This is a genomic window from Metabacillus rhizosphaerae (assembly GCF_037201795.1).
Taxonomy (GTDB): domain Bacteria; phylum Bacillota; class Bacilli; order Bacillales; family Bacillaceae; genus Metabacillus; species Metabacillus rhizosphaerae.
This window is the reverse complement of sequence record NZ_CP147403.1, coordinates 3641946-3667416: the sequence shown is the minus strand read 5'-3', so window position 1 is coordinate 3667416 and position 25471 is coordinate 3641946. Positions and strand designations below refer to the sequence as shown.

Annotated in this window: 28 protein-coding genes; 5 read left to right on the top strand and 23 right to left on the bottom strand. The window is 34.8% G+C overall.

Going from position 1 to position 25471, the window contains the following annotated elements; translation table 11 throughout:
* Nucleotides 1–144 precede the first annotated feature (144 nt).
* Nucleotides 145–774: a cell wall hydrolase gene (locus tag WCV66_RS17965; RefSeq protein WP_338786377.1), complete on the top strand. Its 630-nt coding sequence runs from the start codon at nucleotides 145–147 to the stop codon at nucleotides 772–774.
* Between the two features lie 113 nt (nucleotides 775–887).
* On the opposite strand, the gene WCV66_RS17960 is transcribed toward WCV66_RS17965, so the two are convergent.
* A complete protein-coding gene (locus WCV66_RS17960) occupies nucleotides 888–1025 on the bottom strand; it encodes a YjcZ family sporulation protein (protein ID WP_338789486.1) in 138 nt (45 codons plus the stop codon).
* 302 nt (nucleotides 1026–1327) lie between these two features.
* Here WCV66_RS17960 and WCV66_RS17955 point away from each other — a divergent pair, with 302 nt between their 5' ends.
* Nucleotides 1328–1546, top strand: coding sequence for a hypothetical protein (locus tag WCV66_RS17955; protein WP_338786376.1), 219 nt, complete (start codon nucleotides 1328–1330; stop codon nucleotides 1544–1546).
* A gap of 200 nt (nucleotides 1547–1746) precedes the next feature.
* On the opposite strand, the gene WCV66_RS17950 is transcribed toward WCV66_RS17955, so the two are convergent.
* The 6 genes from WCV66_RS17950 to WCV66_RS17925 all read right to left on the bottom strand — a co-directional run bounded on the left by WCV66_RS17950 (nucleotide 1747) and on the right by WCV66_RS17925 (nucleotide 7222).
* Nucleotides 1747–2136 carry a cupredoxin domain-containing protein gene (locus WCV66_RS17950; RefSeq protein ID WP_338786375.1) on the bottom strand — a complete coding sequence of 130 codons (390 nt, stop codon included), beginning with the start codon at nucleotides 2134–2136 and terminating at the stop codon, nucleotides 1747–1749.
* Between the two features lie 274 nt (nucleotides 2137–2410).
* Nucleotides 2411–2917: a CBO0543 family protein gene (locus tag WCV66_RS17945; protein WP_338786374.1), complete on the bottom strand. Its 507-nt coding sequence runs from the start codon at nucleotides 2915–2917 to the stop codon at nucleotides 2411–2413.
* 218 nt (nucleotides 2918–3135) lie between these two features.
* Nucleotides 3136–4461, bottom strand: a complete 1326-nt coding sequence (locus tag WCV66_RS17940) for an aspartate aminotransferase family protein (protein WP_338786373.1) — start codon at nucleotides 4459–4461, stop codon at nucleotides 3136–3138.
* A 129-nt stretch (nucleotides 4462–4590) separates the two neighbouring features.
* Complete coding sequence (locus WCV66_RS17935) at nucleotides 4591–5430, bottom strand: YitT family protein (protein ID WP_338786372.1); 840 nt, start codon at nucleotides 5428–5430, stop codon at nucleotides 4591–4593.
* Nucleotides 5431–5531: 101 nt separating this feature from the next.
* A complete protein-coding gene (locus WCV66_RS17930) occupies nucleotides 5532–6248 on the bottom strand; it encodes a GntR family transcriptional regulator (RefSeq protein ID WP_338786371.1) in 717 nt (238 codons plus the stop codon).
* A 140-nt stretch (nucleotides 6249–6388) separates the two neighbouring features.
* Nucleotides 6389–7222, bottom strand: a complete 834-nt coding sequence (locus WCV66_RS17925; protein ID WP_338786370.1) for a sugar phosphate isomerase/epimerase family protein — start codon at nucleotides 7220–7222, stop codon at nucleotides 6389–6391.
* Nucleotides 7223–7526: 304 nt separating this feature from the next.
* Here WCV66_RS17925 and WCV66_RS17920 point away from each other — a divergent pair, with 304 nt between their 5' ends.
* On the top strand, nucleotides 7527–8513 hold the full coding sequence (locus WCV66_RS17920) for an SIS domain-containing protein (protein WP_338786369.1): 987 nt from the start codon (nucleotides 7527–7529) through the stop codon (nucleotides 8511–8513).
* Between the two features lie 367 nt (nucleotides 8514–8880).
* Here the strand turns inward: WCV66_RS17920 and WCV66_RS17915 are convergent, their stop codons facing one another.
* The 6 genes from WCV66_RS17915 to norA all read right to left on the bottom strand — a co-directional run bounded on the left by WCV66_RS17915 (nucleotide 8881) and on the right by norA (nucleotide 15372).
* Nucleotides 8881–9639: a dipeptide/oligopeptide/nickel ABC transporter ATP-binding protein gene (locus WCV66_RS17915; RefSeq protein WP_338786368.1), complete on the bottom strand. Its 759-nt coding sequence runs from the start codon at nucleotides 9637–9639 to the stop codon at nucleotides 8881–8883.
* On the bottom strand, nucleotides 9620–10435 hold the full coding sequence (locus WCV66_RS17910; protein WP_338786367.1) for an ABC transporter ATP-binding protein: 816 nt from the start codon (nucleotides 10433–10435) through the stop codon (nucleotides 9620–9622). The genes WCV66_RS17915 and WCV66_RS17910 overlap by 20 nt, the downstream gene beginning before the upstream one ends.
* On the bottom strand, nucleotides 10432–11280 hold the full coding sequence (gene nikC / locus WCV66_RS17905) for a nickel transporter permease (RefSeq protein ID WP_338786366.1): 849 nt from the start codon (nucleotides 11278–11280) through the stop codon (nucleotides 10432–10434). The genes WCV66_RS17910 and nikC overlap by 4 nt, the downstream gene beginning before the upstream one ends.
* The gene (gene nikB, locus WCV66_RS17900) at nucleotides 11280–12224 is read right to left on the bottom strand and encodes a nickel ABC transporter permease (protein WP_338786365.1); all 945 of its coding nucleotides are present in this window, start codon (nucleotides 12222–12224) and stop codon (nucleotides 11280–11282) included. Before nikB ends, nikC begins: the two co-directional genes overlap by 1 nt.
* Entirely contained in the window at nucleotides 12224–13705 is a 1482-nt protein-coding gene (gene nikA / locus WCV66_RS17895) for a nickel ABC transporter substrate-binding protein (protein WP_338789484.1), read from the bottom strand. The genes nikB and nikA overlap by 1 nt, the downstream gene beginning before the upstream one ends.
* Nucleotides 13706–14178: 473 nt before the next feature.
* Nucleotides 14179–15372 carry a multidrug efflux MFS transporter NorA gene (norA, locus tag WCV66_RS17890; protein ID WP_338786364.1) on the bottom strand — a complete coding sequence of 398 codons (1194 nt, stop codon included), beginning with the start codon at nucleotides 15370–15372 and terminating at the stop codon, nucleotides 14179–14181.
* A 108-nt stretch (nucleotides 15373–15480) separates the two neighbouring features.
* Between norA and WCV66_RS17885 the strand changes: the two genes are divergently transcribed.
* A complete protein-coding gene (locus WCV66_RS17885) occupies nucleotides 15481–16320 on the top strand; it encodes a MerR family transcriptional regulator (protein ID WP_338786363.1) in 840 nt (279 codons plus the stop codon).
* 84 nt (nucleotides 16321–16404) lie between these two features.
* On the opposite strand, the gene WCV66_RS17880 is transcribed toward WCV66_RS17885, so the two are convergent.
* The 6 genes from WCV66_RS17880 to WCV66_RS17855 all read right to left on the bottom strand — a co-directional run bounded on the left by WCV66_RS17880 (nucleotide 16405) and on the right by WCV66_RS17855 (nucleotide 21396).
* Nucleotides 16405–16857: a DinB family protein gene (locus WCV66_RS17880; RefSeq protein ID WP_338786362.1), complete on the bottom strand. Its 453-nt coding sequence runs from the start codon at nucleotides 16855–16857 to the stop codon at nucleotides 16405–16407.
* A 132-nt stretch (nucleotides 16858–16989) separates the two neighbouring features.
* The gene (locus WCV66_RS17875) at nucleotides 16990–17430 is read right to left on the bottom strand and encodes a cell wall hydrolase (protein ID WP_338786361.1); all 441 of its coding nucleotides are present in this window, start codon (nucleotides 17428–17430) and stop codon (nucleotides 16990–16992) included.
* Nucleotides 17431–17506: 76 nt separating this feature from the next.
* Entirely contained in the window at nucleotides 17507–18511 is a 1005-nt protein-coding gene (locus tag WCV66_RS17870; protein ID WP_338786360.1) for a DUF3231 family protein, read from the bottom strand.
* 268 nt (nucleotides 18512–18779) lie between these two features.
* Nucleotides 18780–19535: an isoprenyl transferase gene (locus WCV66_RS17865; RefSeq protein ID WP_338786359.1), complete on the bottom strand. Its 756-nt coding sequence runs from the start codon at nucleotides 19533–19535 to the stop codon at nucleotides 18780–18782.
* Nucleotides 19536–19701: 166 nt separating this feature from the next.
* Nucleotides 19702–20190, bottom strand: coding sequence for a DUF2975 domain-containing protein (locus WCV66_RS17860; protein ID WP_338786358.1), 489 nt, complete (start codon nucleotides 20188–20190; stop codon nucleotides 19702–19704).
* A gap of 291 nt (nucleotides 20191–20481) precedes the next feature.
* Nucleotides 20482–21396, bottom strand: a complete 915-nt coding sequence (locus tag WCV66_RS17855; RefSeq protein WP_338786357.1) for a hypothetical protein — start codon at nucleotides 21394–21396, stop codon at nucleotides 20482–20484.
* A 127-nt stretch (nucleotides 21397–21523) separates the two neighbouring features.
* Here WCV66_RS17855 and WCV66_RS17850 point away from each other — a divergent pair, with 127 nt between their 5' ends.
* A complete protein-coding gene (locus tag WCV66_RS17850) occupies nucleotides 21524–21688 on the top strand; it encodes a hypothetical protein (protein ID WP_338786356.1) in 165 nt (54 codons plus the stop codon).
* A gap of 287 nt (nucleotides 21689–21975) precedes the next feature.
* On the opposite strand, the gene WCV66_RS17845 is transcribed toward WCV66_RS17850, so the two are convergent.
* From WCV66_RS17845 to fabF, 4 genes are all read right to left on the bottom strand, one after another.
* The gene (locus WCV66_RS17845; RefSeq protein WP_338786355.1) at nucleotides 21976–22413 is read right to left on the bottom strand and encodes a VOC family protein; all 438 of its coding nucleotides are present in this window, start codon (nucleotides 22411–22413) and stop codon (nucleotides 21976–21978) included.
* Between the two features lie 207 nt (nucleotides 22414–22620).
* Nucleotides 22621–23046, bottom strand: coding sequence for a GNAT family N-acetyltransferase (locus WCV66_RS17840; RefSeq protein WP_338786354.1), 426 nt, complete (start codon nucleotides 23044–23046; stop codon nucleotides 22621–22623).
* A 356-nt stretch (nucleotides 23047–23402) separates the two neighbouring features.
* On the bottom strand, nucleotides 23403–23936 hold the full coding sequence (locus WCV66_RS17835) for a GNAT family N-acetyltransferase (RefSeq protein WP_066336193.1): 534 nt from the start codon (nucleotides 23934–23936) through the stop codon (nucleotides 23403–23405).
* 126 nt (nucleotides 23937–24062) lie between these two features.
* Nucleotides 24063–25310 (bottom strand): beta-ketoacyl-ACP synthase II, encoded by a 1248-nt coding sequence (gene fabF, locus WCV66_RS17830; protein WP_338789483.1) that lies wholly within the window; start codon nucleotides 25308–25310, stop codon nucleotides 24063–24065.
* Nucleotides 25311–25471 lie beyond the last annotated feature (161 nt).

Sequence of the window (25471 nt, the reverse complement as noted above, 5' to 3'; positions counted from 1 at the left end):
ACCAATTTTTTCCTAAAATGGCCGTTCTTCAATCCCTCGTAATCTCTATGTAAACAAACTGTAATACTATTCAATTTTATTTTTTCATAGGTATAGACGTAGATAAGAGTTTCACAACAACTTTCCAACTAGGAGGAATCTATTTTGAAAAAATTAATTTTTGTACTTGCATTGCTAGCATCTCTTATTTTTGCTGCACCTGCTTTTGCCTATACTGTTGAAAAAGGAGATACAATGTCGAACATAGCACGGGAAAATGATCTTACTTTACAAGAATTAGCAAAGGTTAACCCGCAAATTAATAATTTAGATCTGATTTATGTCGGTCAGCACATCAATACAAATAAAGTCAACAACTCTCCCTTACCCTCTCGCGAAGCAATAAGCAAAAAAACACGTTCTAATAAATTAAGTATCTCGGATGATGAAATAGATTTATTAGCAAGACTTGTAAGAGCAGAAGCACAAACAGAATCTTTCGAAGGAAAAGCCGCGGTAGCATCTGTTGTCTTAAATAGAGTTGAAAGTCCTCAATTTCCTAATTCCATAAAAAAAGTCATTTATCAGTCAGGACAATTTCAACCGGTGTCAAATGGTGAAATAAATCAACCCGCTGACAAGGAGTCCATTAAAGCTGTACAAGCCGTACTATCTGGACTGAGAAATATCGCAAAAGATTCATTATTCTTTTACAATCCAAACATTGCTACAAACCGATGGTTAGATTCAAGAGAGACAACGGTTGTTATTGGACAACATGTATTTAAAAATTAATTTAAAAATTAATTTGATTATACAAGCTCTTCATAAACGAATATCATATTGAAAAAAAACTGCTCCATAAAGAAAAAAGACACATTTAAGTGTCTTTTTCACCTGGTAAGTGGTTAACATTTATAACCGTAGACTGTTGCGCCGATAATAATTAATAAGATAAACAGCACGACGACAAGTGCGAAAGTATTACCTCCTCCGTGATAAGGAGCACAATATCCATAAGCAGGAGCCGCATAACTGTAAGGCATCATTGGTTGGTGAGGAGCATTCGCAACATTCGCGCCAGCAACATGTGGAGAGTTTTCGTAACCGTACATATATATCTCTTCCCTTCGTTTTTGAATCTTTTAGACAATACAGTATATACGTTTATTGGAATTTTGAGCCCGTCTAGTTATAATAGGGCTTGGGCAAAAAAAAAATCGTTGAATAAATACTGATATAACGCCATTTACAGTCAACCTGAGAAGTACCATAATAGTTCTTGTATGAAAATAATGGGTAGATAAAAATTAATTGGTCATTTAAATAACTTAAAGAGGGAGAAAAAATGTTAGATAAAATTAAAGCGTTACCTGAAAAGGTGTCATTTGCAATAGGCTTTACTTTAATATTAGGTAGTGGATTATTGTTATTTTTGTTATCACTTTTGTTCCCTATTGGTACGTGGACTACGATGATTGTAGGAGGTATTGTTAGTGGTATTGCTATCATATTTATATTAAATGCGGCAGATAAAAGGCATTCACACATTGATAAGAAAAAGTAACTCTTTATTCATTTCCGCTTATTACATTAACGAGGGCTTTAGCACCAAAATGGACAGTATCAGGTTGGTGATATATTACCAAGTTCATTTCTAACCAACTTTAACTTATCTCCTGGTCGCAAGAGACCGAAATAAAATAACATTACCAAAGATGTCGGCTAAGTTAGAATTCTACAAGCAAGACCGTTTGGCCCTGCTTGTTATTTGACTATTACATTTCCAACCATTCCTTCATTGAAATGGTACCGACATATAAGTTCATATGTACCGGGATTTTTCGTTTTCACGGTAATGGTTTTTTCTTTTCCCGGCTGGACTTCAGCGTCAATTCTGAGCTTTTCCACTGTGAAGGTGTGCTCTTTCTTACCATTGTTTTTCAATATCAACGTTGTCGTTCTTCCATTGGGAATAGTGATGACTTTCGGGTGAAAGTAATCATCGTTCAACTCGACTTCAATCGCTTTCACGGTCTCAGTAGGCTGTGATACGATGTCGGATTCGGCAAATACACCGAGTGAGCTTGGAGTTGTCCCAACCACAATCATCACAAGCAAAACGACCAATCCTGTTAACCACTTTTTCACAGACATTCGCAATCCATCCTTTCATAAGAAATATTATTTTCCAATTCATAAAATATTATCACTATAAATTGGGATTCAACGTCCTTTTATACAAAACTGTTTTATCTCCAAGAACAAACTCGTAATTGCTCGAGCTCATTTTAAACAAATATTAGATAGTACTTCTCCTTCCAGTTCCTGCTTCATTTGTTCAATAACAAAAAGCCACCTTGATTTGGTATCTAGAAAACATATCCATTTGTACCTATTAATCACAAGCGAGGTAATTATATGAGGCTGATTATTTAGCAAACTTAAAAGGTACTTGGAAGTAATAAATCAAAAAAATGATAATAAATATTGAAATAATATATGCCCTTGTAGGGTTATGTTGATGCAGTGCAATAACAGAGAACATAGCAAGGTCAAAAAGAAATGAATACCAAAATCTCCAACCATTCTGATAGGAAATTCTCCCAAACACCAATAGTGTCCACTCAACAGCAATATAAATTCCAGACCAAACTATTATGTAAGTCAAACGCTTAAACCATTTTTGGGGAAAATGAGATAGAAACAGAAAAATACTAATTGGCATAGTAATAAGAGCATAAACAATTACCGTCATTTCATGCCCATAAAATAAATCAGGATGAAACTTCCACAAAGTATTTTCTTTTACAATGTATTCGTAAAGTAAACCACCTGTAGCAATAAAAAGCATGCTCGGATGATAATCTTTCCATCTTTTCCAATTTCCCCACTTCAAAGAAGCCAATATGGTTAAAACTGTAATCGCAACGTGCATACTTACCAACCCTTACTTTACTTTTTTTTTAGTTTAACCTGTACCTATGTTTTTAATTATGTAGTTATTAAAATAGTTTAAGTAGAAATTTTTCAAAAACTAAATTGCTTAATGTAGCAAATTGGGAGAAGAGACTTTTTAAACGCCAATACCTCTTCAATTTTTTTGAAAATAAAAAAGCATTCCTCGTTATGAAGAAATGCTTTATAACTTTAAACTCAATAAGTGCCTTCAATAGATAGGATCGATTCAGTTAAAATTTGTACTAAAGAATAAAGTTCTTCCTTGTTGATACTCAACGGCGGAGCGAATACTAGTGTATCTTGACCATCAAAAACAACTGATCTACAGATTAGTCCATTCTTTGCAGCTGCTGAAACAATTAATGGAGCCACTGGATTCGTATATCTCTCTTGTGAAGATTTATTTTTCACAATTTCTACTGCCCCCATTAAGCCTAGACCTCTTACTTCACCGACAATTCCACATTTATTTTGAACATTTTGCAGCCCTTTTAATAACTCATTTCCTAACTGATTAGCATTGGCTATTAGATGTTCTGATTCGATTATTTCAATATTCTTCAATGCAACAGCACAGGCTACCGGGTGTCCACTGTATGTATACCCATGAAGCAGTGTTCCTTTGGACATTTCGGTGAATGCTTGGTAGATATCACTTGATAGCATGACTCCACCTAACTGTGCGTAGCCACTTGTTACCCCTTTAGCAAAACACATCAAATCAGGTGTAACACCATAATGCTCAATTCCAAAGTATTTTCCTGTTCTCCCAAACCCGGTAATAACTTCATCGGTTATAAATAGCACGCCATACTCTTCACAAATCTCTTTTACTTCTTTAAAGTAGTTTTCAGGTGCGATATGAACACCACCAGCACCTTGGACTGGTTCTGCTATAAAAGCAGCAATTGTTTCTGGTCCCTCTTTTTCAATTAAATCACGTAATGCTTGAGAAGAAAAATTATCGACGTGAAGAAAATCAGGTGCAAGTGAATTAGTAAAATCCCTAAAAGGCTTTAATCCAGTAGCACTTGTTGATCCAATTGCAACTCCATGATAAGATTTTGTTCTTGAAATGATTTTTTTACGATTATTTTGTCCTTTTAACATCCAGTAATGTCTAGCAAGCTTATAAGCTGTATCATTCGCCTCAGATCCACCCGACGTAAAGAATGTAGCTTGTAGATTTCCAGGGGAAATGTCAGACAGCTTCTTAGCTAAACGAATAGCTGGTTCATTACTGAAAGTAGCAAAATTTGAAGTGAAAGCGAGCTTAGTCATTTGGTCACTCGCGATTAAACCTAGTTCCTCTCTTCCATGCCCTATGTTTACATTCCAGAGTGAAGACATGCCATCAATTACTTTTTTTCCTAATAGATCATGAAGGTAGACTCCTTTACCTTCTGTGAAAATAAAAGCAGGCCCTAGGTCTTGCTGCTGTTGAATTGGAGAAGTCGGGTGTAGAAAATGCTTTTTGTCCCAAGCTGATAATTCATCCACTAAACTGCTGTTTTCCTCCATGCGAAACATCCTTTCTTAGCTAAGCCATAACCAAAAGACTAAATAGCATTCGAGATAACAATTTAGGAATGTTGATAGCTGAACGAGTCCAAATATTCAGATAATAAATGATACGAAATAATACTTTATTTATGCTTTCTCGATAGAAAATCCTCCCCCAACAACATCACGAACTTCATGGACGACTACAAATGCTTTTGAATCGATTGAGCGAACAAGCTGTTTTAACTTTGATAGCTCTTGCCGATTAATGACTACATATAGAACTTCTTTCTCTGAACCAGTATATGCACCGCGAGCGTTAAATACAGTTACTCCACGTGCTAAAGAATATGTAATCTCTTTTGAAATCGATTCTGTTGAACCTGAAATGATCGTGACTGCTTTTTGTGTGTCCAGACCCTCAATAACGAGATCAATCGCCTTTGCTCCAATAAATACTGCAACAAGGGTGTACATTGCTTTTTCCTGACCGATCACATAGGTAGAGCCCGCGATGACAATAAGGTCAATAATCAAAATGGTTCTGCTAAGACTCCAGCCAAAATATAATTGCCCAAGTCTTGCGAGAATTGCCGTTCCACCCATCGATCCACCTGCACGGAAAACTAAGCCAAGTCCACCCCCGACAAAAACACCGGCAAATAAGGCAGCTAATAATGAATCTCCAATTAATGGATCTCCCCAACCTTCTGTGACAAACAGAAAAAATGATGAGAAAATTGTTGCTAACAGTGTATATAAGATCACCTTTTTATCAAGTAGCTTGTAGCCTAGCGCAAACAAAAAACCATTTAAGAGTAAGTTGACCACCCCTGGTGACCATTGAAAAAGGTAATATAAAACAATCGTAACACCTATTATTCCACCTTCAGATAATTTATTGGGAATGGCAAAATAATTTATTCCCAATGCATAAATAAAAGAGCCAGCAAGAAGCATGGCTATATTCAATATTTGTGTCCTCATTGTAAAACCTCTCTACGTGAATATGATCACACCGAAACAAATAATAGATAAAGGTAGATAATTTATATCCACCTTTTTCCATAGTTACTACCACGTACATTTTACTTCAAAATAAATTTATATCCTTCTCCAATAATGTACTGTTTCCCAATATGGACTGGTCGTTCATTTTTATCAAATATGACGGTATCCATATAGAAGAGAGGCTCTCCTGTAGCAACTTTAAGTATTTCTGTTTGATCTTCTGTCGCTCGAACAATCTCCAAAGAAAGTTCGCCTGAATGTGAAGGTATAATTTGATGTTTGTCTTCAAGAGTTTTGTATAAAGACTTCTCTAAGTCCTCACCAAGGAGAAAATTGTAGTTTTTATATGAGAAGTAATTATTCTCAAGCATAACAGGTGATTCCCCGCCATACCTCACTCTTTGGATATAGATCATGGCATCATCAACATCGAGCTGAAGCTTTTCTCTATCTCTAGGAGTTGGCTGAATTATTTCTTTTTTTATTACTTTGCTACTCACTTTTAATCCGTTTGCTTTACAAGCCTCTGAAAAGCTAAGAAAGTGAACAATTTTTCTTTCTATCTTAGGTTTACTAACGAATGTGCCCTTTCCTTGCTTTTTAATGAGATACCCTTCCTCAACAAGCTCGAGAATTGCTTTTCTGACTGTTATCCGACTTATCTTATGAATCTCACTTAATTCAATTTCAGTAGGGATTTTTTCTCCGTATTTTAACTCTCCATTCAGAATTGAGCTTCGAATTGTTTCCTTTAATTGGACATATAATGGAACCTTATCATCTTGTCTTAACATAATTTCACCTATTCTATTTGATAATAGTTATATTATAATGCTTTCATGTAAGTTGTCTCAACTTTAGAGGTACTGATAAGCTCCGAAAAAACATGTGTTAGAAAGCTTTTTTGTACTTATGACTTATTAAATAAACTCGTTTAGCCGAATAGACTGGACAACGCTTTCATTGTTCTTTCCATTGCGCCATCTGGATTTTGGACATATTGATAGGATGTGTATTCAAGAGAAAGGAAGCCTTTGTAGTTAGCTTGATTTAACTGTTCAATATACGTTTCCAACGGTAAAACTCCGTCCCCCCATACAAGATGCCCTTCTGGCTTGCCATCAATAAAATGAATATGAACAATTTCCTCATTCATGCTATTAAAATAATCTGTAAAATCCTCCCCAGCTAACGCCATAGGAATGGTATCAATCATTCCCTTAAGATTTGGATGATTTACACCCTCTAACATCAATTTTAATTGTAATGCATTATGAATAATATTCGTTTCCATTCTTGTAAGTGGTTCAAGTGCCAATGTTAAATCTAATTCTCCAGCAACTTGAGCAAGCTTTTCTAACGATTCTTCTGATCGCTTCCATGCTTCCTTTGCATCTTCATTTTCATATCCCCAACCAGGTGTTACTAAAAGCAAAGGGGAATCTAGTTCTTTTGCCGCTAGAGCTGATTTTTTAAAATAGTCGATACTTTTTTCCCGAATATCCACTTCTTTAGCAGCAATATTAATTGGATACACACATTGTTCAGGTGTAAAGCAAATGACTGATAAATTTCGTCGATCAATCTCCTTTTTAACATTTCTTATCTCTTGCACACTCATATTTTCTACATAAAAGTGAGGAGATGCACCCCATACCTCAATATTATTCAATTCGTAGCGTACCATTGCATCTAAGAAGTATTCAAAAGGATAATGCTTGTAGTGAAAATTCATTCCCGTCAATTGTCTTCTCGATAATTTTGCCATTTCATAACTCCTCTCTTAAGTTATAAAAATAGTACCTTATTGAACCATACAAACATGAAAAACACCTAAATTATTAGCACTTTATGATAATATAACATTATATTATGTTATAAGTCAATTGTTACCACTTATATTCGCTCTTCTACCTTAATTTCCTTATATAATGCGAGATTTAGCTGATTCTAGCAAAAAATGAATATGAAAAAATCGTTGACAATATAAAGAAAACAAAATATTATGATGTTATATAACGTATTACCTCGTTATAACGTGTAATAGTTAAAACTAAAGGAGGCAATAAAGTATGGTACATTCTCAAAAGGCTATGAATTCACAAGTTGGCAAGGTGTTAGACCACCTAAAGGGTCGTTCCATTACCCACATCTTTTTTGTTGCATGTGGCGGTTCCTCTGCTGTTATGTATCCAAATAAATACATAATGGATCGTGAAGCAAAGTTTGTTTCTTCAGATGTGTATAGTTCAAATGAATTTATTCACCGTAATCCGAAAAAACTAGGAGAAAACGCCCTGGTGGTTTTATGCTCAATGTCAGGTACCACTCCTGAAACAGTGAAAGCTGCTACTTTTGCAAGAAGTAAAGGTGCAGTAACTGTCGGTTTTACAAATGAAGAAGGTTCACCTTTAGCTCAAGAATCAGAATTTGTTGTGAAATATGAGTGGGGTGACCAAGCAAATGCTATCGATACAAATCTAGGTACGTTATATCAGCTTACAATGGGTGTTTTAAATGTATTAGAAGGAAATAATAAATATGAAAAAATGCTAGCTAGCTTAGCAAATCTACAACGAGTTTTTGAAATAGCTGCTAAACAATATGAAGCGAGTGCTCTACAATTTGCCGCAGATTATAAAGATGAGAAAGTGATTTATACAATGGCAAGTGGTGCTAATTATGGAATCGCTTACTCCTTTGCCATCTGTATCTTAATGGAAATGCAGTGGATTCACTCTAATGCGATACACTCAGGTGAGTATTTCCATGGCCCCTTTGAAATTATCGACAAAAACACACCTTTCATTATTTTACTCGGCTTAGATGAAACACGACCATTAGATGAAAGAGCATTGGATTTCTCTAAAAAGTATGGAGAAAAGCTCGTTGTTTTAGATGCAAAAGATCTTGATTTAGATGGAATAGATTCAGAGTTACAGGGCTATGTTGCACCTCTTGTCCTTAACTACGTGCTACGTAAATATGCCGAGAGACTGGCAGATGCTCGCAGCCATCCGCTTTCGAAGCGAAGATATATGTGGAAAGTTGAATATTAATCGTTGACCCCTTATTATCACAAGAATTTGCATAAAAGATGCTCAGTGCATAAAAGCTCTGAGCTTTTTTCTATATAAATTCTTAATAAACAGCACCTTTATTTCGATATTTCCAATATCTATGACACTTGTTTTTTCAAGGTGTAATACTTCATCATCCCAATCAATAGCTTCGTTGATTAATTACATACTTCTGTTCTGTTGGTTTCAAGCCTTCAAATTAAGGAATATTCTTGTGCTTTTCGGGAATCATTGACATTCTACCGTTCACAAACGACTAGGGAGCATCGTAAACTGATGTTCCCTTCATCTTTTATAGTAGAGTTTTTAATACTTAATATTCCTTTACGTAAAGAACTCTCCCATTCTAAAAAATAGAAATTAGCTCTTTTGTATATCCATGACGTTGATCATCAAATAATTCATCACAAGGAAATTGATCGACAATGGTCCCCTTTTTCATTACCATGATTCGTTGACTCAGTTGTTTTACCGCTGCAAGATCATGTGAAATAAACAAATATGAAAGGTTTAAATCCTGACGCAGCTTAGTCAACAAAGTTAATATTTCTGCTTGGGAAATGACATCCAAACTTGCAGTTGGTTCATCTAAAATAATTAACTCAGGTTCGATGCTGATCGAGCGAGCAATTGTAACCCTCTGCCTTTGTCCACCACTCAATTCATGCGGATAGCGTCCGGCTAAATTTGCTGGTAATCCAACAACATCTAGTAACTGAAGGACAAATTGTTCCTTCGATGTATAAGAAAAATACCTTAGTGTTAGATCATTTTGATATTGAATATATGGATCTAGTAGAGAATCCTTTATTTTCAGCTTAGGATTTAATGCGGCAGTAGGATTTTGAAAGACGATTTGCATATCTTTACGAAAAGGAATAAGCTGACGATGACGTAGATTTTCAATTGCCTGGTCTTTAAAGAAGATTGAGCCACTGTCAATATTCTCTAATCTTAGTAAACAACGAGCAAGTGTACTTTTACCACACCCGCTTTCACCTACAAGCCCTAAACACTCTCCCTTTTGCAAATCAAATGACAGATTAGTAACGACTTCTTGCCCTTTATATAGTTTTGTTAGTTGTTTAACTGAAAGTAGATTCATATAAAACCTCTCTATCTAAACCTGAAGGAAGACCTTTTTCTAATATCGGTGCCGCTTTTATCAACTGTTTAGTATATTCATGCTGAGGATGATCAATTACACGATGCTTGCCACCAGATTCAATAATTTCTCCACTCTTCATAATCGCTAAGCGAGTTGCATAACGTCTAACATGTCGCCAATCATGAGTAATAAAAAGGATGGCACATCCAGACTCTTTTTGCCGATTTGCAAGCAACTCTAATATTTTATGGGTAGAGACACTATCAAGAGCCGTCGTTATTTCATCTGCAATGACCAGGTCAGGTGAAAACATTAGTGCTAATGCAATTGAAGCACGCTGAAGCTGACCTCCACTTAATTGAAATGCATACCTGTTATAAAACATTTCATCTAACCCAACTGATTCTAATGCCTCCAGTGTTTTCAATCTACGAATTTCTTTATTATTAATTCCATGTACCTTTTGATATTCTTGAAAATGTTGACCAATCGTTCGAAATGGAGTAAAAGAGCCTTGATAATCCTGGAATATATATGATAATTTCTTACCACGAATATCTCCTAATTGTTTACGAGACAACGACATCATATTATGTTCGTTAAAATTAATTACCCCTTCCATTTGCAAATTAGATGGCAGCATTTGACCAATCGCCTGTGAGAGCACACTTTTCCCACTTCCGCTTTGACCCACCAACGCATACCATTCACCTTTACGTATGGATAAAGATACACGATCAATTATTTTTTTCTCTCCACTACTGACAGATAATTGTTCAATAGACAATATCATCTCTGCACCTCTTTTTTCACATCAAAGTGGTCACGTAAATAATCTCCGATTAGATTTGTGATTAGTACAACAACAACGATCGCTAATCCAGGATAAATCATTAATTCAGGACTAGACTGAAAGTGAGGACGTGATTCATTTAACATCGCTCCCCACTCCGGGACTGGGGGCTGTGCACCTAAACCTATATACGATAAAGAAGAAATAAGTAAAATAATCTTTCCTAAGTCAAGACTAGCCATCACAAAGACATTTCCTAAAATGTGAGGAACTAGATGTTTCCACATAATTTTTATAGAAGATAAACCATTCGTTCGCGCAACTAAAACATACTCTTTTTGAGATTCAGATAATACTGTACTTCGAACAAGTCGAGCGTAATTTACCCATTTAACCATTACAATCGCAAGTACAAGATTTCCTATACCCGGACCAAGCAAACCACTTAACACAATTGCAACAATTGTATCTGGGAAAGCTAAAAATCCATCGGCAATCCTCATAAATAAACGATCAATAACACCGCGCTTATATCCTGAAATAAGCCCAATTGGTATTCCTACAAGAAGAGCAACACCTAAGGCCATTAAACTGAAGCCGATTGTCTGTTGACCACCAAGCAAAAGCCTCGTCAAAATATCTCGACCTAGATGATCTGTTCCTAGCGGATGCTCTAATCCCATTCCCTCAAGTCTCCGGTCTAAATTTGTATAGGTCGGATCATGACTTAAATAAAGAAACGTATATAAGCATGCAATTATCACAATGAGAGCAAAGCTAATGAGTAGTACAGCTTGCCATCTATATTTTTTCGGTATCGATAAATACATAGAGGAGTCCTTCATCAATTGTTCTCCCTTTCTTTCATTTGCATCTCAGGGTTTAAATAACGGTATGAGAGATCCACACATGCATTTACAATAAATACAATGATTCCCATAATAAGGATATATCCTTGTATTAAAGGATAGTCCCTTTGTCGAATTGCATCCACAATTAGTTTTCCTACTCCTGGATAAGCAAAAAGAACTTCAATTACAACAACTCCCCCTATCAAACTCCCTAAGCTAACACCAAAAACAGTAATGACAGGAGGAATGCTGTGACGAAAAGCGTGAAACAAAAAAATTCTTCCTTCAGATAGACCACGAGCACGTGCTGCTCTTATGAATTCTTGGCTAAAGGAATCAAGTAAACTAGATCGCAGCAGACGAACGTAAACACTAGAAATCGCTAATCCAAGTGTAATAGATGGTAAGAACAATGATATAAATCCATCCCTACCCATTGTCGGAAACCAGCTTAATCTAACCCCAAATATATCTATTAAAATAAGTCCTAACCAAAAGCTTGGTATAGCTGCTCCAATTATCGCTAGTATTCTACTTATTTTATCAATCCAACTATCTCGATAAAGGGCTGATAAAGAGCCCAATGGAATAGATACCAATAGCATTACGCATATTGCACCAACAGTTAATTCCAGTGTCGCAGGAAGAGCTGTTAGAATCATGCTCATTACCTGTTGACCAGTAACAAAGGATGTTCCAAAGTCAAGTTGAATAAAGTTTAAAAGCCAGAGCCCATATTGGACGAGCACTGGCTTATTAAACCCCAATTCTGTTCTAAGCGCCTCTACTTGCTCTTGACTAACTGAAAGCTCATCTACATTTAAAATCGTAAGCACTGGATCTCCAGGTGCGAGTCTGATAAATAAAAAACTAACAAAAGTAATAAATAATAGAAAAAATAGAACTTCTATAAATTTACGAACAATAATTCGAACCATTATTTCACATCCAGTTGGTTCGTTATCATATAGTATTCACTTTTTGTTGTCACCCAATTTATTACTTTATTTTTGTTATACGCGACAATTGTTGAAGGATGTAAAACAAAGGAGTTTATCATATTTTCATATACATAATCCGCTGCCTGCTCTGCTAGTATAGCGCGGTCTTCTTGATTTACAGTCTGATTAAGCTTATCAATAATTGCCGTTAACTCCGGTTCATCTGCTTTACTAAAGTTCAAAGCTCCGGTTGGATGATATGTTGCATTTAAATAATACCCTGCATCCCCACGTGGTGCAGTTAAATTACTATAAGTGGCTAAATCCCAATCACGGTTAGAAGCCATATACTCTTCTGGTGTTTCAATTTGTCTAATTTCAACATCAATGCCAATTTGCTTCGCATCTGATTGAAATACTTGTGCAATTAAAGGTAAGTCTGCTCTTGCAGGATATGTTAAGAGTGTAAATGTAAGAGGTTCTCCATTCTTTTGCATTTTTCCATCCATCATTGTATACCCTTTTTTTCCCAAATATTCTATTGCCACATCTTCTCCTGAAGGCTGTGAATCATAGGTTGGAGCAAATGGTAATGAAGGAAGGAAAGGTCCTACTGCAACCTCTGCATGATTGAGGAGAATTTTCTCCACAATTTTCTGCCTGTCAATTAACGCATCTATAGCACGGCGAACATTAACATCCTGAATGCTTTCTCTTTGAAGGTTCATCGTAAATTGATGTACGCGAAATGTCGATGTTGACTCAACTTCAATAGCTTCGTCTTCTTGTAACATGTCTAGACTTTCAACCTCAGGTCGATAAACAATATCTACTTGTCCGGACTTTAATGCAAGAGTACGGGCATTAGCATCTTCATTGAAAGAGAATGTGACTTGATCAAGCTTTGAAGCCCCATCCCAATACTCATCAAAGCGTTCAAGTTCAAGCTTACTACCTGGAACAAATGACGTAAGCTTAAACGGACCGGTGCCAATCGGTTTATTAACAATATCAGTCTCTGTTACATCAATAATAGCTACATTTGGATTTACTAACTCAGAAATAAATTCTGGGAATTGTTCAGTTGTTTTAATTCGTAAAGTATAACCATCGGCTTCTATACGTTCAATCTTCAATGCATTCTGAATCGCTACATTCTCTTTAACTGCTCGTTCTAAAGACATTTTGACGGCTTCTGCATCCATTACTTTCCCATTCTGAAATTTAACATCTTTACGTAGCTTAATCATCCAATTTTGCCCATCTTCACCTTCCCAGCTTTCTGCTAGCCATGGCTCAATACTTAATTTTTCTTCATCTAGTCTTATCAGTGTCTCTGTTATCCCCGCTCTCAAAGGAACATAGCTAGAGTCCACATGAGGATCAAGCGAATTAGTAGAAAAATTATATAAAAAATGAATATGCTTATCCTCTTCTTCTGTAACGGATGAATTATTCATACATCCACTTAATAACATTACACAGATAAACAATAACCCTAACTTTGTTAACTTTTGCTTTATGTATGGAGAAAGGCACCTACTATCTGTTTTATTTATTATTCTATTAATCATTTATAATTGACCTCCGTTTCAATTCGTAACAGTTACGTTTTATATATTATCGTAATGATTCCTATTTATCAACTACTTTTATCATTTTACATGAGATAAATATCTGTTTTTACGATCGAAGTTTTAGTTGGCTATAATCCTCTTCGTATTCCTATTTCATTAGAGTTCCATTCTTGAACAAAAGTGCCGGTCTTGAATAAGAAAAAGCGATCCTACTTTTTGAAGCATCGCACTTTTTGTTAATCAAATTGTATTTACATTCAGGTGAATTTTAATTTCTCATACTCCCACAAACCATTATAGTTCTTCTATTGAGCTAATCTATTCAGATAAACGAATCATATCCTTACGTTATAGTCGTCTTTTTTTTAGTTTGATTAATTAGCTACACTAGCCTTCACTTCGTTAGAAGATTGATTAACTGGTTTCTTCCAGAACAATGTTATCCCTATTCCAAAAGCTAGTATCACAGTCGCAAGGTAGTAAGGGTAGTCAATATCTATATCAAACAATATCCCCCCTAGAATCGGTCCACTAATGTTCGCTAAACTAGTAAACATTGAGTTCATTCCACCAACGAAACCTTGTTCTTCCCCAGCGATATTTGAAAGGTAAGAAGTAACTGCCGGTCGGAATATATCGAATCCTACAAATACAAGAAATGTAACAAGTAAAATTGAGAAATATGAATGAACAACTGTCATTAAAAAGACAAGGAATGCTGATAATACTAAGCTGTATCGAATTAGTTTAATTTCACCCCAAATTCGTGTAAGCTTCTCAAATAATATGACTTGTGAAAAGGCACCGAAAATTGCCCCCCCTGTGATCACAATGGCAATATCGGAAGGTTTAAATTGAAATTTGTGGTCTGCAAATAGACTAAAGAACGATTCAAAAGCAGCTAAACCAAATGAAGCAATAAAAATTAAAATAAACGCAAGGAAATATTTTGGTGCAATCATACGTTTGAAGCCATTTTTATCATCTGGGATTTGTTCAATCGTTCCTTCTGTACGATTTGGCTCAGATAATAAAATAATTGAAAGAATAGCCGCAATTGTACCGAGTGCTCCTGCAAAGAGGAATGGTATTCGTGTTCCAAATTCCGCTAAAAATCCACCGATACCTGGACCAATAATAAATCCTGTACTGATTGCTGCTGACATATAACCGAGTGCTTTAGGGCGAGTATTGAGATTTGTAATATCAGCAATAAAGGCCGTAACAGCAGGCATAATGAACGCAGCACTAATTCCTCCTAAAATACGAGAAATAAATAACATTTCGATTTCTTTGCTTATCCCGAATAAAAATTCGGAGATGCCGAAAATAAATAAGCCAATAACAATCATAATTTTTCTGCCAAATTTATCTACTGCTTTCCCTGCAAATGGTGAAACAATCAATTGGGCAAATGCAAACGCAGCTGTTAAATAACCAACTGTTGTTCCAGTAATACCTAATTCATTCATCAGAGTTGGTAAGACTGGAATGACAAGACCAATTCCCAAAAAGGCTATGAATAAATTCATTAATAATAATCCTAAAGTGACTTTATGTTTCTTCATGTTTTTCATTCTCCTTAACTGACTAACACTTATATGGTTAACATTTGTTTACAATTTACATCTTAGTGTATATAGTAACTATATAGTCAAGGGTGGTGTTGTAAAAAAATGAATAATAAGAGAGGTCAATATTTAACGACAGGTGAATTTGCTAAACTGTGCAAAGTAAACAAACAGACACTTTTTTATTACGATCAAATTGGACTATTGTCTCCAATACTTAAAAGTGAAAAAGGATATCGATATTATACAATTCGCCAGTTTGATCTATTCATTGTTATTGATTTATTAAAGGATTTGGGGATGTCTCTTACCGATATAAAACAATACATGCAAAATAAATCGCCTGAGCGTTTTTTGTCTCTAATGTATCAAAAAAAAGAAGAGATTGTGAAGATGCGTCAAGAGATTGAAACGAAGGAAAAAATGATCGAAACAAAACTAAAATTAATGGAAGAAGCGTCACATCTTGATTTTCATCAAATTACGTATGAACATTTACCGGAAGCAACACTTTATTTAAGTAGAAATATTGAAAATATATCTGATGAAGAATTTGTAGAAGTCTTCTCAGATTTTATTGATGAATTGTATGTATCACATCTTGATACTGGTTTTCCAATAGGTGTTATTACGAAACGAGAGCAAATTTTAAAGGGAGAATTCACTAATTATAGCTATTTTTATATTGAGCAATCAAATCCTAAGGAAGGATATCCGTATTTTCAATCGATTGCGGGTGATTTTCTCATTGGATATCATATTGGGGATGAGAAAACCATACATAACACGTATAAGCGACTTTTTTCAGAGATGGAACGTTTAAATTTATCCTTAGGAGAGTATGTTTTTGAAGAGTATGTTTATGATACAGTTGTAAAGAAACATAAGGAACATTACGTAACCAAAATTATGATACAAGTCGTTCAAATAGTGGATGAATGTTAGCTCTAAATAATCTCCAATAAACCTTATATAAATGAGCTTGGGAAAAATTTAACCCAAGCTCATTTCCGAATTATCACAAATATTCTATCTCCTAAATGTAATAAAGTCTGTATTAATTGGTTCCATCCCATCTACCCTAAGTAACAAATTAATTTGTCCTCGATGATATTGACCATGTAGTGCAACATGAGTTAGTATGTCTCTTAAAGAATTGCTGAACTCTTTGCCTGTACTATTTTTGTATGAAACAAATTGATCTAGTTTCATATCTGATTTTGTCGTAAGAAATTCTTTAAAGTTTTTATTATTCTCTTCAACTAAATCTACACAAGCCTCTAAATCTACATCCGCCCAAATTGGTAATTTTGTACTATTTATTCTATTTATTCTAGTAAACCATACATGTTCTGCAAAAAGGATATGTGAAAATAATCTAATAGCTTGTTTTTGGTTCTCGCCATCAGTAGTTTGTAAGGTTTTAAGAATTCGACAATTAGCCCAGTTTAAATGTTCAAACATAATACGAATTGTTTCCATGTGACGACCTCCTGTTTATGATTAATCTTATATTTTCAACTTCAATAATCATTTTCCTCATTCAACGATCTTGCACTTTAGTTTAAGTCCATTACATTTTCTAAAAGTAAAAAGCTTACTCAATGAGTAAGCTTAACCGCTATAAACACTATCACATGTTCCACCTTTTGGTTCATAATAACAATGATTTTTATATTGGCCAGCAAAAGGTTGACCATACCATGTTGGAGGACATGGTGCATATGGATTAAAATACCAAAGAGCATATTTCCCTGGGTGTTGTCTCCAATAATCCAAATTCTTTTTTGCTAATCTTTTTTCAACTGATCTCGCTCTTTGATAAAATACATTCCCTTTTTGAACAGCTTCAAAAGAATAATTTCCTCCTTGTACTTGATAAATGACTTGTGGAATTGTTCTTAAATTTTTAAAGTCTAAACAATTTGCTTTAAGACGATTAACAATAACATTTCCAACATATAACATTCCTTGTTTTCCTTCGCCTTCGGCTTCTGCTCTCATCATCCTTGCCATTAAATCAACGTCTGAGCTTTTGTAATTTACTCTTGGCATTTTATCACCTCCAAAATATAGTATGAAAAAAAGCCTATCTTAATGAAATTGTTAATAAAATATAAAATAAGAATACTTAATTCTTTATTAATTGGTCACGGTCGTCTGCTTGTGGAGGTTCCTCCAGCCAACCGTGTTTAATCATAATATTAGCTCCATCTTCAGCATAAAGTGAAATTTCTGGAATTAAAGAAGCATATTTCAATCCTATGTCTCTTCTTGGACTTGCAGCCATCGCTGCACCGTAATTCCCAATTCCAGCTGCAATCATTGCTGATACGTGAAACATGATTAGTTTGTCAGAGAAAACACTGGTAGTTGAATCTGTTATAGATGAATCCCAACTCATTGGTGCTGGTAAGTCCTCTTTTTTCATGTAGTTACTAAAGATATCTATATGCTTTTGTGCAATTTGTTTTCCTCTTACTAAATATTGTTTCACTTCCTCATCTTGAACTGTTTGTGCAAACGCTGTGATAAGAGCTTTACCAATCGCATTTGTTTGTATATTTAAGAACAAATGACTGATTTCAACTGAAGTAAGTGCCCTTCTACTTCCTGTAAATCCTGCTAAAAAGTGTTGTTTCTTTACAAAATCTACTTTATCTGGAACGGATATATATGGAGGTTTAATATAAGTACCTTGTTTTAACATCAATTCACGAGTTAAATCTTGCATCATAACCGCATCAGTTAATACACGTTTATGAAAAGTAACCACATCTAAACGTGTTACCATCCCCAACGCGGCACTATTAGCTGCCATTGCAAGAATAGACATTTGACGAAAATACATTAAGACAAATGTATCTGAAAAAAGTCTTGGTGCTTGCAGATTTACGTCTTGGTCCGTAAAACCAATAGGTATAGGAAATGCCTCTTTTTTAAAGATGTTCTGCATAGTAGAAAGATTCGTGTTTGCGATTTTTAAAGTTTTTTCAATGCTAGGCCGTACTTCCTCATCTTCTACTTTTTCTAAAAAATGTTTTCCGACACAAACAGCTAACGAGTCGTTTATATACTGAGACCATAAAGTAGACATTTCCGCAGCAGTTAAACGAATATTTGTCTTTTCTTCCATTGAAAGAACCTCCTAATTAAATGCATCAAGAATAATATCTCCAAATATGAAAAATATATATGAAAACCTATCACTTAATCTAGGAAAGCCAGACATGATCTACTGAATATGAAAAAGCGTCTCTACTTATTGTAAAAACGCTGCTCTCTGTTAACCATCGTTAGCCTAAGAAGTTTTTTACATTCAGTAAATTCACATGTCCCATTTTAATTGGCGACTGCCAATAATATGATAATAAAACTGATTTTTTAAAGTATAGCCATATGCCTTATATTCCGCCATATCTTCTTTTTCGTTTCCTGTATTCTTCCAACGCATGCAGAAAATCATTCTCTGAGAAATCTGGCCACAGCACTTCGGTAAACCAGAATTCCGTGTAGGCCAGTTGCCATAGCAGAAAATTGCTTAAGCGTTTTTCCCCTCCCGTACGAATAAGTAGGTCAGGGTCTTTCATACCAGCTGTATACAGGTATCTAGAAAACTTCTGTTCATCCAGTTCATCCAATGACAATTCCCCATTGTTTATTTCCGCAAGCATCTCTTTCATGGCATGTAGAATTTCGTGTCTACTTCCATAGTTGAGTGCAATATTCAGCTGAAGACCGTCATTATTCCGGGTACGGTCAATTGCATACTGTACGGCTTCACGTGTATAGGCTGGAAGGTTTTTCATATCACCTATTGCCTCAATACGTACATTATTAGATATAAGGTCTGGTAGATAAGTATATATAAACTCCTTGGGAAGCCTCAATATAAAGTCTATCTCGGGCTTTGGACGTTTCCAGTTTTCCGTAGAAAACGTATAAAGTGTCAGAACCTTCACCTTGCATTTAACTGCTACTTTTACAATTTTTACGACGGTAGATACTCCTTCTTTATGGCCAGCAGCTCTGGGCATCCCCCGCTTTCCGGCCCAGCGTCCGTTTCCGTCCATAATTATGGCTATATGTTCCAATGTATTATCTTCAGGATAATGGAAGGATTCTTCCGATTGTTTGTTATTGAAAAAAGGTATTTTCATTTACATTTTCCTCCTCCCGAAATGTTGTTGTTCTCTCCTATTAATGCTCTATAACTTTAAAGGAGCCAATTTATAACTTGTTAATAATCCCATTACTTAAAGAAAAAAAGAACATACCCATTAATATAATTAGCCAGATGCATCACATCAATATTGATTATCTACCTCAGACTATTAAGTCATTCTCTGATTTTATATCGATGGCTTCTTGTAAAAGTCTTTGAAGAACTGCAGAAAAGAATGTAATCACCATTGAAGCAAAAGTAAGCATCAATCCCAAACTTATAAAACCTGTTATATCCTGACCTTCACCTGCAATCAATATAACTCCAGATATTATTCCTACTACAATGAGGGTACTGATGGTGATTGCACAGTATTTTATAAACTTCAAAGCTCTAACAGATGATTCCGAAAAGGCTTTGTTCTGGTCAATATAGCTTAAAAGTTTTAAAGCCTGATACAAGGCAACGAATAACGGTGTTAAAGTTATATACGCACCTATCAAAAAGGGATACTGCAGGTAGGCAGTATCGGGATGCGCTGCTGTATCTCTAGCGGCTATCCCAGGCAACAAAAATATACACAAATCAAGAACTGGGGTTCCGACAATAGTAACAGCTATCTTTAAAAAGAGTGTTGAACCTTGTTTCATAAAAAGCACCTAATTATTTATCGTCAATTTGACTTTAACACATGTTTTATCGATATACAATAAAACATTATTGTTTTTTGTTGTATTATTATTGTTACATAACTAAGTTTTTCATTATTTAAAAAGATAAAAAAGCATTCCTCATTACAGAGAAATGCTTTATAAAACTTAAAACTATTTAATTTATAAATTGTACTACTAACTTCTGATAGTTAAATAAGAAAAAATGCCTTTCCTAAAACGTCGCGCACTTTAGTTCAAGAAGTCCATCTAAATTAACTTTTTAAACAATTATTCTAATCTAAAATTCAACATAGTTCTTCCATTAATTTTATTTCCTTCTTTCCATAAAAACTCTAAAGCATACTGTGCATCAATATTCTCTTCATCAACTTCAATTTCTAAAGGAGTATTAGTAATGTCTATATTTACCTTTTTTATCACTTCATAATTATCCGTGTTTATTTGAAGTAAGTTTATTTCAGTAGGATGTGGTTTCATTTTATGCCAATCAATTAGTATATCATCGCCTATCTCAACATCCCCAGAGTGAATGTCGGGGTAATTATATGCGCTATTGTCACTACAATTATTCCAACATACTTCGGAATAACTATTATCAAATACCACACCATCTGCCCCAACTGAATTAACATTTTTAATTGAAGGAATTTCCATAAGTGTGAACTCTGGAAGCTTACCATCAGTTATTTTTGTTTGCCCGCTTGATTTTTCGATAACAATATTCCCTACATATTGAGCACTGTTAGCTGAATCAATAAATTTAACTTCTAATACATAAGTCCCTTCGTTTGTTGGGAATTGAAATTCTCTATTATCATTCAATTCGATGTCGATTTGTTCTCCATTTTTCCATAAAGTAGCTGTTACTGTTGGGTCTGTCCAAATATCTCCACCATTTTCTTCATTCTCTTTAAATTCCAAAGAAGCATCTTGGTTTTGAGAAACCTTAATTTTATCTTGTAATAATCCAAATTCTTCGATATTATCTATTGTTTTTTCTACATCTCCACTCGTTGAACTCCAACTAATATTTGCTTCTGTTAATTGCGTTTGTTGATCTTGCAAACCAATTTCTAATTGTAAAAGAGCAGTTGGAACACCAACATCGTAATCCTCGCCAAAACACCCTGTCAGTGCAAAGATAAAAAGCATTAATACAAATAATTTCAAAAGTTTGTACATAATAAGCCACTCCTTAAATTGTTACCACCAATCCTTATAAGCTTCATTTTTTATTCAACTCTTCTACCCCGTTAATCAAGGCTGTTTAGTTCAACAATTTCGGTGTACACTGAGAGGAGGTTTGTAAATGACTGGTGATGTAATTCTTGCTCTTTTTCCGATTATAACTTTTTTGTTTTACATAGCTCCCGTTGTATTTATAATATGGTTTCTATTAAAATTTCTAAAAATACAACAGGAAAAAAATCGCATACTAAAAAATATATCTGATAAGCTTGATAAGCCCAATTAACTACCAACTGAAAGAGTGTTCTGCTCTTTCTTTTTTAATACATACCTATGTCACATTTTTCTTTAACTACGACATTAAAGAGAATCTCTCTTGTTTCCACGTACCTGCTCCGTTAGTTCAAAAAAATGAGTTGCAGCTACAACCCTTTATTCCACTATAGCACCCGTTTGTTTAATAAGAAAAAAGCTACCAAGAATGGCAGCTGGTTCTTCAGCTCAAGCACCTGATAGTTTAAGAAGAAATCTTTAAAGTTGGAGGTCTAAATCATTTAAAGTCCCATTCAATTTTTATTTGATTTTCTCCGCCAACTCTAAAATAATTCCCTCTGGACCACGAACGTAGCATAACTTATAACTTTCTTCATATTGCTGTATCTCACTAAAGACTTCCGTGCCTTTCTTTTTCAATTTTGCCACAATAGCTTCAATATCTTCAACAGCAAAGCAAATATGTCGGATACCCAGCGTATTTGCAAAAGGTTGCTGAATACCTTTTTCATCTGACGGCGTATAAAATTTGACTAGCTCTATCCATGTCTGACCATCAGGCATCCCCAATCCTACACATGCCGTTTTAACATCATTAAGCCCAACTATTCTATCCAACTGTTCTCCATCCAATTCCCATTCTGCTTTCACTTCAAGTCCTAAATCAAGAAAAAACGCTTTAGCCTCTGAAAGATCATTTACGTTTATACTGACATGATCTATTCTATTGATCTTCATATCTCATACCTCCTATATTCCTGTTATTTTCAATACCTGTATTCGTGTTAGGTTTGTTTGAAATTCTAATTCGCTTAAAACAGAAAATATCCTTCTTCAACAAACCTACTCGTTAGCACTATAAGCAAAAAGCCACCAGTTTGGCAGCTTGATCTTCAACTCTTGCACCGTATAGTTGAAGAGACTATATTTATTAGAACGATTTTTTTAGAATTCTTTCTCGAATAAAATTACCTCATCCTGTACATAGTTACATTTTTCATAGGTTTTTATTGCAGCAGAGTTTGTTCTGTTAGTTAATATCTTTATTTCTCTCACACCACGATCTAAAAGATTGTTTTCAAGTAATTTAATCAAGGATGTAGCAAATCCAAGTCTCCGAGCTGTTTTTTCTATGTACATTTCAGTAATTTCGCCCTGTAATTCCCTATAACAAAACGATTCGTAGCTTTGAGCACAAGCAAAACCTACAATTTTTTCGTTTAAAATGGCTACAGCAATCAATTCATTACTTCTTTCCATACTTTGGATTATTTCTGATTGTATTCTTCTAGCACTACCATTAAATGCTTGATTGAGTCTTGAAAGTTCTTCTGCATCTTTTATAGTGGCTAATCTCACACTCTTAATCACTTTATTCACCTCCGAAAAGTTTCCCCTAAATACTCTTCCCCTTTACTTCAATAAAATGGATTGTGAATCCTTCTTCACTAAACACTAACCTGCTTCTATAGTTTAATAAGAAAATGCGATACCTCTTTATTGAAGTATCGCACCCGATAGTTTAAGTGTAATTTTTCACAAACTCGTTTATAAAAAAACAAATGCGACCTTCACCTTGATGAATCGCACTTATTTAAGGAAAATTAAATTAAAATGAAGTATTATTTAAGAACAGATAGAGTTTATCAATACAATCGTTCGAAATATCTTTATCTACATCTTATGAAAACGCTTTTGTGATACTGCTTTAGACAATATCCGATTTATTAAATAACTGTCTTAAGGATTTTTTGCATAAAAATTACTATTTCCGTTTCAGTCCCCTTATTTCCATTGCTATCAATATATTCCCAGCTAATTGGAAATTCTCCAAACCCCAAATCTTTATACCCTAATTTTTCATAAAGTCTTTTAGCTTCAGAATTCTCTATACCTACTTCTAAACCTATGTGAGTGCATCTTTTTTCTTTTGAGAGTCTTTCTGCTTCTTGAACTATAGCTGTTGCTACTCCCATTCTTCGATATTTATCTTTTGTTAGCCCTGCTTCTAAAAAAGCTCTATATGTAATATCAATTTTTTCCGTAACAAAAGTATCTTGAGGACCACTCCAACGTAGTAAGAAATGACCAATAGGAATTTTATCATTCCAAGCGATTAGATATAGTCCCTCCCCCCTCTTTTGAACATCATATCGGTTGTATTGCCACATTGGATTATCTGGAGAAAACTGGGACACAAGTAGATCTAACTGTGACTCTTCTGCTGCTTTTATCTCTAATTTAAATCCTTCCTTATTCATTTAAATTCCTCCGATCCCTCAATATACAACTTCTGGTATTCAACTCAAGCACCCGTTAGTTGAAGAAGCATCTAATTAATTAGCATTTAATCGATAAGATAATATATGACTTACCGATTAATCCTTTTATTTAGTCTTATCTATTGAAAACTTCTTAAATGCCAAGACTGCATTATGTCCTCCAAAACCAAAACCATTAGAAATAGCATAGTTTATTTTTGTCTTAACTGCATGGTTTGGAACGTAATCTAAATCACAATTTTCATCTGGTATTTCGTAATTGATAGTGGGAGGAGCTATATCTTCCATGATACTTTTGAGTGCTATAATGGACTCAATTCCCCCTGCAGCTCCGAAAAGGTGTCCAGTCATTGATTTGGTAGAACTCACCTTTAAATTATAAGCATGAATACCAAAAACACTTTTAATTGCTTTAGTTTCTGATTTATCTCCTTCAGGGGTACTAGTTCCATGGGCATTTATATAATTTACATCAGTAAGGTTGATTTCACCCATTTCTAAAGCTAATTTCATAGCATTTGCTGCACCGTTATAATCAGGGGAAGTAATATGATAGGCATCCGTTGTGGAACCATATCCTACAATTTCTCCTAAAATTGTCGCTCCTCTTTCTTTAGCGTGTTCATACTCTTCAAGGAATAATACACCTGCTCCTTCTGACATAACAAAGCCATCACGTTGACTGTCAAATGGACGGCTTGCCCTTTCTGGAATTTCATTAAAAGTGGACATTGCTCTCATTCTTGAAAATCCAGCAAAAGCTAAAGGATTAATAGGAGCTTCAGCCCCTCCAGCTAATATTCCATCAGAGTAACCATGCCGAATATTTAAAAAAGCCTCCCCAATCGCTTGATTCCCTGTTGCACAAGCAGAAACAGGAGAATAGCTAGGTCCCTTAAATCCTGTTTTTATGGAAATAATACCTGAAGCCATATTACTAATCATCATAGGAACCATAAATGGAGAAACTCTTCTTGGTCCTTTTTCAATTAAGAATTTATGATTATCTAATATGGTATTAATTCCTCCAATACCTGAGCCAATATATACCCCGAATCGCTCCTTATTTATATTATCTACATCAATATTTGCTTGGTCTAAGGCTTGTTTAGCAGCAGCATAACCATATTGCACAAACAAATCATATTTCCCTAATTCTTTTTTATCAAGATATTGCTCTGCATTAAAGTCGGTAATAAAACCACCAATTTGAGTGCCTATATCTTTGAAGTCATCAGATTGAATTTTTTTGATCCCTGATTTACCTTCTTTAATATTATTCCAAAACTCTTCTACGTTATTTCCTAACGGTGAAACTACTCCATATCCAGTCACTACAACTCTACGTGGCATAATCAACACTCCTCTTAATTCTTCACACTATACTTAAAACGATTATTTCAAAAGACTTCTAAAAGGTTCGATTACATTTGAAAATAATGTATTCCCCCAAAACACGCTATATTGTAGTCCGCCTTTTGTACTTGAAATCAGAAGGACAGCTAATGATTCTT

Coding starts and splice junctions, on each gene's coding strand:
- WCV66_RS17960 (WP_338789486.1), bottom strand. CDS start 1,025: ATGCCTTACAGTTATGCGGCTCCTGCTTATGGATATTGTGCTCCTTAT.
- WCV66_RS17955 (WP_338786376.1), top strand. CDS start 1,328: ATGTTAGATAAAATTAAAGCGTTACCTGAAAAGGTGTCATTTGCAATA.
- WCV66_RS17950 (WP_338786375.1), bottom strand. CDS start 2,136: ATGTCTGTGAAAAAGTGGTTAACAGGATTGGTCGTTTTGCTTGTGATG.
- WCV66_RS17945 (WP_338786374.1), bottom strand. CDS start 2,917: ATGCACGTTGCGATTACAGTTTTAACCATATTGGCTTCTTTGAAGTGG.
- WCV66_RS17940 (WP_338786373.1), bottom strand. CDS start 4,461: ATGGAGGAAAACAGCAGTTTAGTGGATGAATTATCAGCTTGGGACAAA.
- WCV66_RS17935 (WP_338786372.1), bottom strand. CDS start 5,430: ATGAGGACACAAATATTGAATATAGCCATGCTTCTTGCTGGCTCTTTT.
- WCV66_RS17930 (WP_338786371.1), bottom strand. CDS start 6,248: ATGTTAAGACAAGATGATAAGGTTCCATTATATGTCCAATTAAAGGAA.
- WCV66_RS17925 (WP_338786370.1), bottom strand. CDS start 7,222: ATGGCAAAATTATCGAGAAGACAATTGACGGGAATGAATTTTCACTAC.
- WCV66_RS17920 (WP_338786369.1), top strand. CDS start 7,527: ATGGTACATTCTCAAAAGGCTATGAATTCACAAGTTGGCAAGGTGTTA.
- WCV66_RS17915 (WP_338786368.1), bottom strand. CDS start 9,639: ATGAATCTACTTTCAGTTAAACAACTAACAAAACTATATAAAGGGCAA.
- WCV66_RS17910 (WP_338786367.1), bottom strand. CDS start 10,435: ATGATATTGTCTATTGAACAATTATCTGTCAGTAGTGGAGAGAAAAAA.
- nikC (WP_338786366.1), bottom strand. CDS start 11,280: ATGAAGGACTCCTCTATGTATTTATCGATACCGAAAAAATATAGATGG.
- nikB (WP_338786365.1), bottom strand. CDS start 12,224: ATGGTTCGAATTATTGTTCGTAAATTTATAGAAGTTCTATTTTTTCTA.
- nikA (WP_338789484.1), bottom strand. CDS start 13,705: ATGTTATTAAGTGGATGTATGAATAATTCATCCGTTACAGAAGAAGAG.
- norA (WP_338786364.1), bottom strand. CDS start 15,372: ATGAAGAAACATAAAGTCACTTTAGGATTATTATTAATGAATTTATTC.
- WCV66_RS17885 (WP_338786363.1), top strand. CDS start 15,481: ATGAATAATAAGAGAGGTCAATATTTAACGACAGGTGAATTTGCTAAA.
- WCV66_RS17880 (WP_338786362.1), bottom strand. CDS start 16,857: ATGGAAACAATTCGTATTATGTTTGAACATTTAAACTGGGCTAATTGT.
- WCV66_RS17875 (WP_338786361.1), bottom strand. CDS start 17,430: ATGCCAAGAGTAAATTACAAAAGCTCAGACGTTGATTTAATGGCAAGG.
- WCV66_RS17870 (WP_338786360.1), bottom strand. CDS start 18,511: ATGGAAGAAAAGACAAATATTCGTTTAACTGCTGCGGAAATGTCTACT.
- WCV66_RS17865 (WP_338786359.1), bottom strand. CDS start 19,535: ATGAAAATACCTTTTTTCAATAACAAACAATCGGAAGAATCCTTCCAT.
- WCV66_RS17860 (WP_338786358.1), bottom strand. CDS start 20,190: ATGAAACAAGGTTCAACACTCTTTTTAAAGATAGCTGTTACTATTGTC.
- WCV66_RS17855 (WP_338786357.1), bottom strand. CDS start 21,396: ATGTACAAACTTTTGAAATTATTTGTATTAATGCTTTTTATCTTTGCA.
- WCV66_RS17850 (WP_338786356.1), top strand. CDS start 21,524: ATGACTGGTGATGTAATTCTTGCTCTTTTTCCGATTATAACTTTTTTG.
- WCV66_RS17845 (WP_338786355.1), bottom strand. CDS start 22,413: ATGAAGATCAATAGAATAGATCATGTCAGTATAAACGTAAATGATCTT.
- WCV66_RS17835 (WP_066336193.1), bottom strand. CDS start 23,936: ATGAATAAGGAAGGATTTAAATTAGAGATAAAAGCAGCAGAAGAGTCA.
- fabF (WP_338789483.1), bottom strand. CDS start 25,310: ATGCCACGTAGAGTTGTAGTGACTGGATATGGAGTAGTTTCACCGTTA.